Genomic DNA, 12,491 nt, shown 5'->3' with positions numbered 1-12,491 from the left:
GGCCCCCTCGGGGGGCAGCGAACCACACGAAGTGGTGAGCGTGGGGGCCACCTCCTACGGGGACTCCAGCCGGCCGCCGCGAGGTGATTACAGCCGCGCCGGCAGCGACTACACCTGCGCGCAGGACCATTCCGCCTACACCGACGAGCACCACGACACCTACCGCCGCCTGTATACGCGGCAGTCGGCGCTGCTGCCGGGGCTGGCCTGCAGCGCCTTCATTGACGCGCTGCCGCACCTGGGCGCCAGCGACGCGATTCCGCGCTTCGAGGACATCAACGCGCGCCTGTTCCCGGCGACCGGCTGGCAGCTGGTCGGCGTGCCGGGGCTGATTCCCGAGGTGCCCTTCTTCAGCCTGCTGGCGGCGCGCAAGTTTCCGGTGACCGACTGGATCCGTACGCCGGCCGAGTTTGACTACATCGTCGAGCCGGACCTGTTCCACGACCTGTTCGGTCATGTGCCGCTGCTGTTCGAGCAGCGCTATGCCGACCATATCCAGGCGTACGGCGAAGGCGCGCTGAAAGCGCATGCGCTGGAACACGGGCCGGAGCCGGTGCCCGGCGCCGTGGAAATGCTGTCGCGCCTGTACTGGTACACCATCGAGTTCGGGCTGATGCGCGACGAGCAGTCCGGCGGCCAGGTGCGGGCCTATGGTGCGGGGCTGCTGAGCAGCCCCGGCGAGCTGGCCCACTGCGTGCTGTCGGACCAGCCCCGGCGCACGCCGCTTCGTGACACGGCCGACCTGCTGCGCTGCATGGCGTCAAGCTACAAGATCGACAGCTACCAGCAGCAGTATTTCGTGATCGACAGCTTTGACACGCTGCGGGCACTGACCCAGCCCGACTTCAAGCCCCTGTACCAGACGCTGAATGCAGGGCGTTCGCAGGCCGGTTAGGCAACGGCCTGCGCAGCGGGCCACTCGCCGAGCAACTCGCTGGACCTGCCAGCCAAGGCCATCAGCCTGGCGACTTGAACGGCTCCATCTGCCGGCCACTGGCCCTGCAGGCATGAATGCTCCAGCGCCGCGCAGGCATCGCTCAGGGCTTGCGCACCCACATTGGACGCCGCGCCCTTGAGCGCATGTGCGGCCTGCGACAGCACGGCGCCGTCGCAAGCGGCCAGAGCGCTGCGGATGTCGTCGGTGCGCTGGGGCAACTCTGCGATGAAAAGCAAAACCACCTCGCGCGTCATGCTGAGGTCTTCATCGTCAAACTCCCGGAACTGCTCCAGCCGGCTCCAGTCGATGAGCACGGACGCCGGCGCCAGGCCTGCAGGCCCTTGCTGCGCAGCAGACGTGGCGTCAGGCGCGATGATTTCTGCAGCATTTTCATGCCCAGGCTGCCGGGCATAACGCGCCAGCGCCTCGGACAGCTCGTCCATGCGCAGCGGCTTGGGCAAAAAGCCCACCATGCCGGCCTGCAGACAGCGCTGGCGGTCCTCTTCCAGGACCGAGGCGGTCAGCGCGATGAGCGGCGGCGCCGATGTGCCGTGCGTGGCAAGAATGAGGCGCGCGGCCTCAAAGCCGTCCATCACAGGCATGTTGGCATCCATCAGGATCGCGGCGTACTGGCGCGGCGGGTCGCCCGGGCCGGTGCGCAGGGACGCATCGACCTGGTCCACCGCTTCGCGGCCATTGACGGCAGTCGCGGCCTCGTAGCCCAGTTTGGCCAGCATGGCCAGCGCGACCTTGAGGTTGATGGCGTTGTCGTCGGCCACCAGAATGAACTGGTCGCGGAATGCGGCCGGCTCGGCCCTTGCTACTTTTTCAATAGCTGCTGGAGCAGATGTGACACGCGCAAGCGCCTCAAACAATTGCGACTGGCGATAGGGCTTGAGCAGTCGCGCATCGAACACCCGCGCTGGCTCGCCGGTCGGCATGGTGCCCGAGGTCAGCAACACAATGGGCGTGGCTGGCGTGCGCTCGCGCAACAGGCGGGCAAAGCTCAAGCCGTCCATCTCGGGCATGTGCATGTCGCTGATGACCACATCGACCGGATGCGCGGCCAGCCAGTCCAGCGCTTCGGCGGCACGTTCGAAAAGCATTGGCGTCATGCCCCAGCGCCTGAGCTGCTTGTCCAGAATGCGCAGGTTGAGCGGCGTGTCGTCGACCACGGCGACCTGCTTGCCGGCCAGGCTGACCAGGTGCAGCTCCGACAGCATGGCGACTTCGGGTGCATCCGTGTGTCCCAGCCGGGCGGTGAACCAGAAGGTAGAGCCTTCGCCGGGTGCCGACTCCAGTCCGATCTGGCCGCCCATCAGCTTGACCAGGCGCTTGCAGATCGCCAGGCCCAGCCCGGTGCCGCCGTATTTTCGGGTGGTGCTGGCATCGACCTGGACGAAGGACTGGAACAGCGCGGCCTGACGATCCGGCGCAATGCCGATGCCGCTGTCCTTGATCCGGAACTCGATCAGCGCGCCCTGCTCCGGACTGAAGTCCTCAAGCATGTGGGCCGAGACCACCACCTGCCCCTTGTCGGTGAACTTGACCGCATTGTTCACCAGGTTGAGCAGCACCTGGCGCAGTCGCGTCACGTCGCCGCGCACCCAGCCGGGCAAGTCGTCGCCCAGGTCCACCAGCAGTTCCAGTCCTTTTTCACGGGCGCGCGGCGCACCGATGTCGCAGGCTTCCTCAATCGTGGCCAGCAGGTTGAGCGCCTCGTCCTCAAGTTCGAGCTTGCCCGATTCGATCTTGGAAAAATCCAGCACATCGTTGATCACGCCCAAGAGCTGGTCGCTGGAAATGCGCATGGTGTGCACATAGTCGCGCTGCTCGGCGTCCAGCGGCGTGTCGGCCAGCAGCGTGGTCATGCCGACCACGCCGTTGAGCGGGGTGCGGATTTCATGGCTCATGGCGGCCAGAAACGCCGCCTTCGCACGGGCGGCGCCCAATGCTTCGTCGCGCGAGGCGTTCAGCTCGGCGGTGCGGCTGGCCACCCGGTCTTCCAGCGTTTCGTTGGCCTCGTGCAGGGCCACGGTCTGTGCCTCGATGTCAGAGCGGTTGCGCTTGAGCTCCCGGGCGCTGTCATGCAGTGACCGGGACAGCTGACGCACTTCGTCGATGCGGCTGGCCGGGTAGGCGGGCGGCACCTGGTCGCACGCCAGCAGCGCCGTGGCTTCGCCCAGGCGCCGGAAGTGCAGGCTCAGCCGCCAGGCCAGCGCAATCGCCAGCAGCGCGCCCAGCGCCAGGATCAGCGCGGTCACGGCCAGCGTGTCCTTCAGGGCCGCCTGCGTCGAAGTGGTGAAGTCGCTTTCGGGGGCTGCCACCACCAGACTCCAGCGCACGCCAATGTTTTCACCAAAGGGTTTCAGGGCCACCACCAGGGTATCGCCCTGGATGGGAATGCTGCGCAGGAAAGACACGCGCTGCACGCTGGACTCCAGGGTTTTCCCCAGGCTGGAAACGGTTTCGCCGTAAGCCTGCCGGATGATGGCGTTGCGGCTTTGCAGGGGTTTGAAGCGCTGCAAAAGACCGTCGTTGCTGGAAAAGAGTTCGTCGCCGGTCGAACTGGCCACGGAAAACCCCTGTTCGTCCACCAGGAACACCGTGCCATGGGAACTGATCCGCATGCTCTGGAGCATCTGGTTCAGGCGCTTGAGCGGAAGGTCGACGGCCAACACCCCAAGGGGACCGCCATCGGCGCCATAGACGGGCTGCGCCAGCGTCAGGCGCAGTTGCGGGTCGCTCGAAGAAACCGATATGGGCGTGAAGGCCCGCCCCTTGTTTTCCATCGCCGCCTGGTACCAGGGCCGGTTCCGGGGGTCAAAATTGCGGGTTTCTGCAGGCAGTTCATGCTGGCGGTCGCCTGGCGACGCAGCCATGAAAAAGCGTCGGCCCTCGCCGCTCGCCTTGCGCTCGCTCACGCGCACCATGGTGGCGGCATCCCGGGTGAAGGTGTCAATCGATAAAAAGTCCCCGCGCTGGCTTCCCAGGTACATCCGGGGAACATCGGGTGTCATGCGCGTCATGGCAAACGCGGACAGTTCGAACAATTCGGGCGATGCGATCAGCTGGCGCGCGCGCAGCACGGCCGACGCATCGGGTTGCGCGTGAACCATGCCATTGAGCACGACATGGGCCTGCACCAGATGGTTTTCCACATCGGTCTTGATGCGTTCTGTCATGTCTTCGATGATTTTTCCCGACAGAAGCTGCACGCTTTGCACATTGCTTCGGTACAAAAACCAGCCTACGGTGGCGGCAGGAAGCAGCGAAAACAGCAGCAGGCTGACGATCAGCACCGTCCGCAGCGAGAACGTCCGGGGTGGCTTCACGCTTGAATTCATGCAAGTCCCAGGATTTCCAGCGCATCCATGGGCTGGTTGCGCCCAGGCAACTGGACCAGGGCACGTTCACCGGTGCGAACCGCCCCGGTGACCAGGCGATAGGCCTGCACGCTGGCAGCCACCGACCAGGGCAGGCGCGGCTCGCCCTGGAACAGCTTGAGCGCCGCCGTAACGGTGTCGCCGACCGGCGTGGTCTGGCCGGTGCGGCTGATCAGGCCGTCCAGGTGGGCAAAGGCCACCGGACCGCTGTGCAGCGCCACGCCCAGCGAAAACTTCGGCAGTCCACGGCCGGCCAGGTTTTTTTGCACATGGGCGTCAATGCGCCGGGTCGCATTCGTCAGCCCCAGCGCGGCGCGGACCGCCCGCAGCCCGTGGTTCACCGAGTGGGTGTCGGCGGCATCGACAAAAATGCACAGCATCCCGTCGCCGACGAACTGCATGTAATGCGCGCCGAACAGATACACCGTGTCGCCGACGCTGCTGTAGAGCAGCTGGACGATCTCGCTGAGTTCGCTGCTGCTCAACGCCTGCGTCCACAGGCCGTAGTCGCGCATGTCGGCATACAGCACCGTGGCGCTGGCAAATTTCTCGCTGCTCGACGTCGTGCTGCTGTCCGGCCACTGCGCACTGAGCGCCTTGACCATGCGGCTTTCGTACAGTGCGCCAATCTTGTGGCGCTGCTCGTCCAGCGCCAGCTGCACCGCCTTGTCCACCACCTGGGTGCGCATGGCGTCGGCACGGTCCCGCTTGTGCAGCTGCGCGCTGACGGCTTCGCGCAGCTCCTGCGGTGCAAACGGCTTGGTCAGGTAGTCGTCGGCACCGGTGGTCATCCCCAGGCGCATGTAGCTGCGGTCCTGCAAAGAGGTGAGCAATATGACCGATGTCGCCGCGAGTACAGGGTCGCTGCGCACCTGATCGAGCACTTCGAAGCCATCCATCAGCGGCATCTGCACGTCGCTGACGACCAGATCGGGCTTGTGTTCGCGAACCAGCGCCAGGCCCTTGGCGCCGTCTTCAGCGGCCAGGACCTGGTAGCCTTCCTTCTTCAAGACCTGGGTTACCAGCAGGCGCGTGCCGGCATCATCATCTATCACCACGATCACAGGCATAACAATTCTCGCTAATTTTTGACAGCCGACCGTGCATGACGACTACCGGGCAATTCTTTTTCGACCAAACCCCAGGGTGCCGGTACAACCTCCAATGCATGCGGCTGTTGGCTCATGATCAAAAGTATCTTTTTGTTTTTTTAGAAAATTGGCAACCCGAGAAATTTTTTATCTCATTAATGTCAATTGTCACAAATAAACAAAGGTTTATTTGAAACATTACAAATTTAGATTGTTTTCCAAGGCGGAAAGTGTAGTTTTTCGACGTGCCGGGGGTGACCGAGACACTCCATGCGCTTGCAGAAACTCAGGCGAATGCCGGGTCCAGCAAGGCCAGCGTGGCATGCATGATGTCTGGCACAAAGGCCATCTGCACATGCGCCGCGCCGCGAACCAGCCGGTTGCGGGCGCCTGGCAGCGTGGCGGTGGTGGCCGGGAACACGATGTTGTCGCAGTTCGAATACCAGCAGGTGAACAGCGCAGGGCGGCCAGCGGGCATTTCATGGTCCAGCGCGGTGTTCCATTCTGACAGCAGGCGCATCTGGCGGCCATTCAGGCCATGGCCGAAACGCGCCAGCCACGTGCCCCGGTGCGGCGTGCCAATCGTCACCACATGGTGCACGCGTGCATCGGCATTCATCAGCTTGAGCCAGGCCCGGGCGGCCAGGCCGCCCATGCTGTGGCAGACCAAGAGCGGAGTCAGCCCGCTTGCTTCGGTGACGCGCCGGACGGCCTCGTCGATCTGTGGCGCGTAGTCGTCAATCGAGCCGAAGACCGGCTCCAGATTGACGGCGATGAAGGCGTGGCCACTGCCCTGCAGGCGTTCAAGCCACGGCGTCCAGAGACCGCGGTTGCAGAAAAACCCGTGCACGAACACCACGCCGCGCCGTCCTTGGACTCGCGCGGGCGGGCCGAGCCGGTCTGCGATGGCATTTGACCGAAAAGGCTGTCGCCAGCAAAAAACCCGGGGTGCGGTCACGGTTTCGCCCCGCCAGGCTGCGAACAGTTCGCGCCAGCCCGGCTGGGGCACCGGATCGCTTTTGTTCAGTTGTCTTGAAAGTATTAATTCAATAGCAAGAAACCCAGAGTAAGCAAGCGTAATTGCCATAAAACCTGCAAAAGCCAGAAGGGGCGCGCTGCGGCCGAAGAACCACAGCCAGCCCGCAGCCGCAGCGATGATCGACAGGGTGATGAGCCGTTGCAGTGAGGCAAGCATAAAGGCGGTCAGGCAGCGCGCGACCGCTGCTCAGGCCAGCGCCACGTCGCGGCCCGTCAGCGTTTTGGCCAGGCCCTGCGCCAGCCGGTTGACCGCGCCATACACCGACAACTGCGGATTGGCGCCTATGCTGGTCGGAAAAATCGAACCGTCGTGAATCGATAGATTGTCCAGCTGCCAGTGCACGCCGTCCGGCCGGGTCACGCCCTGGCGCGCGCTGCCAGCCAGGCCACAGCCGCCCATCACATGCGCGCTGACCATCTTCACCAGGCGCGGCTTCATCGGCAGCGCCAGCACCGCCTCGCGCGCCTGCGCCCAGGAGGTGTAGGGAACGGCCATTTCATGCAGCGGCAGCACCTGCCGGGCGCCAGCGGCGAACTGGATTTCCATCATCGACAGCAGCGCCCGGCGCGCGCCCTGCATGATGTAGTCGCCCAGCGGGTAATCCAGCTCGGCGGAGCCGTCGCTGCGCAGCTTGACCTGGCCGCCAGGCGCTTCGTCGTGGAAACCGTCGCGCAGCAGCGCCAGCAGGGTGTGGTTGTGCGGAAACGAGCTGAGCAGGTCATGCTGTCCCTGGCCAAAACCCGGCACAGTGGAGGCAAAGATCAGAGGATGCAGCGGCGGCGCTTCCAGCTTGTAGCCCATGGCGCCATCGATCGGCTGGGTCTGCAGGAAATGGTCGGTGTAGATCGACTGCGGCGCGCCGCTCCAGGCCTCGACCTTCTGGTCAAAGATGCTGGACGACATCACCACCGGGTGCAAAAAGGTCCGGCTTCCCAGACGGCCGTGCGGATCGGGTGCGCCAGAGCGCAGCAGCACCGCCGGCGAGTTGATGGCGCCACCGGCCAGCACATAATGTTTTGCTATTATTTTAGTAGCTTCATGAGTAGATGCAGACTGCGCAAGTGCCCCATTTGACTTGATATTTCGGCATATCAGCGAGGTGACCCGGCCGTTGGCCAGCTCAAAGCGCTCGGCGCGGGTTTCGGTCAGCAGTTGCGCGCCCAGGTCCAGCGCTGCCGGAATGGTGGTGACCAGCATGGACTGCTTGGCATTGGTCGGGCAGCCCAGCCCGCAGGAGCCCAGGTTCCAGCAGCCCTTGACATTGCGCGCGATGGGCTCCGCGTGAATGCCGAGCTTGCGCGCCCCACGGCCCAGCAAGGCATTGTTTTCATTGGGTGCCATCTGCCATGTCGCGATGTTCAGTCGCTGCTCGGCCTGCGCAAAATACGGTGCCAGGGCGGTTTCGGTGTAGCCGGCCAGGCTGAAGCGGTCCTGCCAGAACTTCAGCGTAGACGCCGGTGTTCGAAAGGAACTCGTCCAGTTCACCGTCGTCGAGCCGCCGACGCAGCGCCCCTGCAAAATGTTGATGGCCTTGTCCGCGGTCTTGCGCGCCGCACTTTCCTGGTAGAGCGCCGGATAGGCTTCGGACTCCAGCTGGTTGAAGTCGCTGCTGCTTTTGAGCGGTCCTTCCTCAACGATCACCACCTGAAGCCCGGCCTTGGCGAGCAGTTCGGCACTGATGCCCGCGCCTGCGCCGCTGCCAATGATGGCGACATCACAGACGATTTTTTCTGGAATGGCCCCCAATGCGCCTCCAAGGACTTTCCAGCCGCGCTGCAGTCCGTCCTTGATCGGATCGTTCAATGAACTCATGGGTGGGGTGCTTTTCAGGAAAGGGGTGTCAGATGTTCATCGGTCCGGGATAACCCAGCAGGGGCCAGGTCGCGGCATCGGCAAAATACGCCCCGGTCGCAATGTCGTGCAAGGCCGCATACGCCTGCTGGCGCAGGGCCAGCCCGGACAGCCGCATGTCCTGGAGCGTCAGCTGCAGATCGATGATGGACGCCTGCTCCCAGGGCTGGCCAAGGCCCGCCAGAGCAAGCCGGCCCGGCGCACTGGCCAGCACCGCCAGCAATTGCGACAGCTCGGCCTGCGCGTGCGGCGGCAGCGCCTGCACCAGCGAGTCGATCCGTGCCAGCATTCCCGCCAGGGCCTTGTGACGTTCGCCCGCTTCCGCTGGCAGGCTCTTGTCCAGCACGGCACGGCCGACGGCGGCAAACACGCCCTGACCTGCCGGCGAAAGGCGGCCGTCCGGATGCAGGCCGGGTTGCAGCAGCCAGCCCGCAGCCCCGCCCGCCACCGCCAGCGCGGCAGCCGAGGCCAGTCCCAGCTTGAGCAATGTTCGTCTATGCATGGCTGGAAGTTTCGCATGCCCCTGCCGGTGCCAATAGAGCACGGTCTCTAGAGCTGCTGGCTACACTGGCAGCCACTATGGCGACTCCGGCACAAACCATTCAGGATGCATTGCAGCTCGTGGCGCAGTTTCGGCAGCAGCATGCCGGCGATCCGGCGCTGGCCAGGGCGGTTGCCGAGGTCAAGCGTTTTCAGGCACGCCGTTTCCAGGCCACCTACTCAGACCTGCTTCATAACCCGCGTTACGCCAGGGCGGCCCGTTTTTTTTTGCAAGAGCTGTACAGCGACAGCGACTATGCCAGCCGTGACCATCAGTTCGCCCGTATTGCCAGCACCATTGCCAGGCTGTTCCCGCAGCCAGTCGTTGCCACGGCAGCAGCGCTTGCCGAGGTGCATGCGCTGACGGAAACGCTGGACGACCAGATGGCCCACGCCTGGCGCGCAGACAGCCTGGTGACGCCGCAAGATAGCCAGCCTGCCCGCTATGTTCGTTGCTGGCGCCAGTCGGGCGACCGGGCTGCGCGCCAGCATCAGCTTGACGTGGTGCTGCAACTGGGGCGGGAACTTGACCGCCTGACCCGCACGCGCGGGCTGCGCACCCTGCTCAGAATGATGCGCCGCCCGGCCGCCGCCGCAGGCCTGGACGCGCTTCAGCAGTTTCTGGAAACCGGCTTTGACGCCTTTGCTCAGATGGATGGCGCAGAAGAATTTCTAGCGCAGGTCCAGCAACGCGAATCCGAATGGATCCGCGCCCTGTTCGACGATGGCGATGTCGCCTGCGCGACTAAATTGAGCCATTTGCTGGCAGCCGACGGCGCGCATTAGGACAAGCCCGCTGAAGCTTCGGCAGCCAGGCTTTCACAATGGTCCGCAAGGAGTGTTTATGGACCGACATTGGCTCAAGAGTTATCCCGAAGGCGTACCGCACGACATCCATCCGGAGCAGTTCACTTCGCTGAACCAGTTGCTGGAAGAATCTTTCAAGACCCACGCGGACAAGCCGTTTTCAGTCTGTATGGACCGCTGGATGTCCTACCGCGAACTGGACCAACTGTCGGCCGCCTTGGGCGCATGGCTGCAGCAGCTTGGCCTGGAGCCTGGCGCAAGGGTCGCCATCATGCTGCCCAACGTGCCGCAGTTTGCAGTCGCCATGGTGGCGGTCCTGCGCGCCGGCCATACCTGCGTCAACGTCAATCCGCTTTACACGGCGCGTGAACTGGAGCATCAGCTCAAGGACTCCGGTGCGACCGCGATCGTCATTCTTGAAAACTTCGCGGCCACGCTGACCGAGGTCATCAAGCGCACGCCGCTCAAGCATGTCGTCATGGCGTCGATGGGCGATCTGCTTGGCGCAGCGTATGGCCAGTGGATCACTTTCGCCGTCAGGCATCTGGCGAAAATGGTGCCTGCCTACACCTTCAGCCTTGACGGCGGGCTGACGGTCACGCCGTTCACGCGTGCGACGGCCGAAGGCAAGCGGCACACGCTCAAACCGGTGCAATGCACGCTGGACTCCATCGCTTTCCTGCAATACACCGGCGGCACGACCGGCCTGTCAAAAGGCGCTGTGCTCACGCACCGCAATATCGTGGCAGCCATCCTGCAGGCGGAGGCCTGGTTTACGCCCGCCTTGGGGCGTATCGGCGATGTCAGCCGGATCAACAACATCGCAGCGCTGCCGCTGTACCACATCTTTGCGCTGACCCTGTGCCTGTTGAGCATCCGCTGGGGGGCGCACCTCACGCTGATTCCCAATCCCCGCGATGTGGGGAAATTCATCGAGGTGTTGAAAAAACGTCCCTTTCACATGCTGCCGGCCGTCAATACGCTGTTCAACGCACTGCTTCAGCATCCGCACTTCAAAACCGTCGATTTTTCAAGCCTGTGCATTTCACAGGCCGGTGGCATGGCGGCGTCTGAAGGGACAGCACGGCAGTGGCTGCAGGCCACCGGTAGCCCCATGATTGAAGGCTGGGGAATGAGTGAAACCTGCGCCATTGGTACCAACAATCCGGTCAACAGCCAAGAGTTTTCAGGCACCATCGGTCTGCCTTTACCCGGCATCGGGATTGCCATCAAGGATGACGCAGGGAACAATCTCGAACCCGGACAAGGTGGCGAAATCTGCATCAAGGGTCCGCAGGTCATGACGGGCTATTACCGGCAAGCGCTGGAAACAGAAAAAGCATTTACCACTGATGGCTTCATGCGCACCGGCGACATCGGCACCATGAATGAGCACGGATACATCAGGATCATTGATCGCAAGAAAGACATGATCATCGTTTCGGGCTTTAATGTCTTTCCCAACGAACTTGAAAATGTCATTTCCCTGTGCCCTGGCGTTGTCGAGTGTGCAGCGATCGGCATTGCCGATGAGAGGCAAGGCGAGGCCATCAAGGTCTTTGTGGTTAAAAATGTTCCGGCGCTGACGGAAGACGACATCAGCGCTTATTGCAAGCAGCACCTGACCGGCTACAAAAGGCCCAAATACATTGAATTTCGCGATGCACTCCCCAAGACCAATGTTGGAAAAATCCTCAGACGGGCATTGCGTGACAAAGCCTGAATCAAGTCAAGCGATTGGCTTGTGATGGCGGCGCACGTTCTGCCCGAAGGCATGCATGTTTTTGAAAGAGGCTGGCTTTCAAGCAACAACATTTTGTTTACCGGCGGCGACAAAACCCTGCTGGTTGACAGCGGCTACTGCACGCACGCGGAACAAACGCTGTCACTGGTTGAGGCCGTCTTGGGCAGTTGCCCGCTGGATGCACTGGTCAACACCCACCTGCACAGTGATCATTGCGGAGGCAATGCCGCCTTGCAGGCGCGCTACCCAGTGCTTGAGACATGGATTCCGCGGGGTCAAGCTCGGCAGGTCGCGCAATGGGATGCCGTAGCGCTCACTTATGCACCGACCGGCCAGTTGTGTCCAAGATTCAATTTTGACCAGACGCTTCAGGCGGGAACCGACATCCGATTCGGCAAAGTTGACTGGCAGATTCATGCGGCCCCGGGGCATGATCCGCATTCAGTTGTCTTTTTTGAGCCTGTTACCCGAGTCTTGATTTCAGCAGACGCTTTATGGGAAAACGGCTTCGGTGTGGTGTTTCCAGAGCTTGAGGGAGAAAACGCCTTTTCTGAAGTTGCCGCTACGCTGGCCCTGATCGGCCGGCTCAATCCAAAAACCGTCATTCCGGGGCATGGAAGGATTTTCAGTTACACGCCAGAGACACTGTCCAAAGCGTACCAGCGCCTGGATGCGTTCACCACCAGTCCGCTACGGCATGCACGACATGCGGTAAAGGTATTGCTCAAGTTCAAGCTGCTTGAGGTCCAACGCCAGTCAAACACTGAATTTACACAATGGGCCGCAGCAACCCCCTATTTTCAACAGATCCGGCAGCGTTTCTTTGCAGATATACCGATGCGTCAATGGATTGAGCAGTTATGCAATGAACTGACCACCACTGGCGTTGCGGGACAAGAAGGCGAATACATCGTCAATTTATGAGAACAACGCTGTCCAAGCGAATAAACGCGAGCCAAAAGAAAAAGCCCGGTCAATCGTGAGATCAACCGGGCTGGTTCAGGGGGCTATAAGAGCCTGACGATGACCTACTTTCACACGGGAATCCGCACTATCATCGGCGCTGAGTCGTTTCACTGTCCTGTTCGGGATGGGA

Annotated in this window: 9 protein-coding genes; 4 read left to right on the top strand and 5 right to left on the bottom strand. The window is 62.5% G+C overall.

The window, feature by feature from the left end:
• The first annotated feature begins 40 nt into the window (after nt 1-40).
• A complete protein-coding gene (gene phhA / locus GZ092_RS08690) occupies nt 41-895 on the top strand; it encodes a phenylalanine 4-monooxygenase (RefSeq protein WP_293636000.1) in 855 nt (284 codons plus the stop codon).
• Here the strand turns inward: phhA and GZ092_RS08685 are convergent.
• The 5 genes from GZ092_RS08685 to GZ092_RS08665 all read right to left on the bottom strand — a co-directional run bounded on the left by GZ092_RS08685 (nt 892) and on the right by GZ092_RS08665 (nt 8,806).
• Nucleotides 892-4,284: a response regulator gene (locus tag GZ092_RS08685; protein ID WP_293635999.1), complete on the bottom strand. Its 3,393-nt coding sequence runs from the start codon at nt 4,282-4,284 to the stop codon at nt 892-894. The genes phhA and GZ092_RS08685 overlap by 4 nt on opposite strands.
• Nucleotides 4,281-5,393: a response regulator gene (locus tag GZ092_RS08680; protein WP_293635998.1), complete on the bottom strand. Its 1,113-nt coding sequence runs from the start codon at nt 5,391-5,393 to the stop codon at nt 4,281-4,283. Before GZ092_RS08680 ends, GZ092_RS08685 begins: the two co-directional genes overlap by 4 nt.
• A 307-nt stretch (nt 5,394-5,700) precedes the next feature.
• Complete coding sequence (locus GZ092_RS21225; protein ID WP_363254371.1) at nt 5,701-6,273, bottom strand: alpha/beta fold hydrolase; 573 nt, start codon at nt 6,271-6,273, stop codon at nt 5,701-5,703.
• A 366-nt stretch (nt 6,274-6,639) separates the two neighbouring features.
• Nucleotides 6,640-8,265: a GMC family oxidoreductase gene (locus GZ092_RS08670; protein WP_293635996.1), complete on the bottom strand. Its 1,626-nt coding sequence runs from the start codon at nt 8,263-8,265 to the stop codon at nt 6,640-6,642.
• 28 nt (nt 8,266-8,293) lie between these two features.
• Complete coding sequence (locus GZ092_RS08665; RefSeq protein WP_293635995.1) at nt 8,294-8,806, bottom strand: hypothetical protein; 513 nt, start codon at nt 8,804-8,806, stop codon at nt 8,294-8,296.
• A gap of 77 nt (nt 8,807-8,883) precedes the next feature.
• Between GZ092_RS08665 and GZ092_RS08660 the strand changes: the two genes are divergently transcribed.
• The 3 genes from GZ092_RS08660 to GZ092_RS08650 are packed head-to-tail and all read left to right on the top strand — an operon-like array spanning nt 8,884 to nt 12,319.
• Nucleotides 8,884-9,630: a hypothetical protein gene (locus GZ092_RS08660; RefSeq protein ID WP_293635994.1), complete on the top strand. Its 747-nt coding sequence runs from the start codon at nt 8,884-8,886 to the stop codon at nt 9,628-9,630.
• Between the two features lie 58 nt (nt 9,631-9,688).
• Nucleotides 9,689-11,374, top strand: a complete 1,686-nt coding sequence (locus GZ092_RS08655) for an AMP-binding protein (RefSeq protein ID WP_293635993.1) — start codon at nt 9,689-9,691, stop codon at nt 11,372-11,374.
• 24 nt (nt 11,375-11,398) lie between these two features.
• Complete coding sequence (locus tag GZ092_RS08650; RefSeq protein WP_293635992.1) at nt 11,399-12,319, top strand: MBL fold metallo-hydrolase; 921 nt, start codon at nt 11,399-11,401, stop codon at nt 12,317-12,319.
• Nucleotides 12,320-12,491: the final 172 nt, after the last annotated feature.

The sequence above is a fragment of the Polaromonas sp. genome (assembly GCF_010365105.1).
In the GTDB taxonomy this organism is placed as follows: Bacteria; Pseudomonadota; Gammaproteobacteria; order Burkholderiales; family Burkholderiaceae_C; genus Polaromonas.
This window is presented reverse-complemented; position numbering and strand designations above follow the sequence as displayed.

Excerpts from the sequence above, each read along its gene's own strand:
- GZ092_RS08685 (WP_293635999.1), bottom strand. The coding sequence starts at position 4,284 with ATGAATTCAAGCGTGAAGCCACCCCGGACGTTCTCGCTGCGGACGGTG.
- GZ092_RS08680 (WP_293635998.1), bottom strand. The coding sequence starts at position 5,393 with ATGCCTGTGATCGTGGTGATAGATGATGATGCCGGCACGCGCCTGCTG.
- GZ092_RS08670 (WP_293635996.1), bottom strand. The coding sequence starts at position 8,265 with ATGAGTTCATTGAACGATCCGATCAAGGACGGACTGCAGCGCGGCTGG.
- GZ092_RS08665 (WP_293635995.1), bottom strand. The coding sequence starts at position 8,806 with ATGCATAGACGAACATTGCTCAAGCTGGGACTGGCCTCGGCTGCCGCG.
- GZ092_RS08660 (WP_293635994.1), top strand. The coding sequence starts at position 8,884 with ATGGCGACTCCGGCACAAACCATTCAGGATGCATTGCAGCTCGTGGCG.
- GZ092_RS08655 (WP_293635993.1), top strand. The coding sequence starts at position 9,689 with ATGGACCGACATTGGCTCAAGAGTTATCCCGAAGGCGTACCGCACGAC.
- GZ092_RS08650 (WP_293635992.1), top strand. The coding sequence starts at position 11,399 with ATGGCGGCGCACGTTCTGCCCGAAGGCATGCATGTTTTTGAAAGAGGC.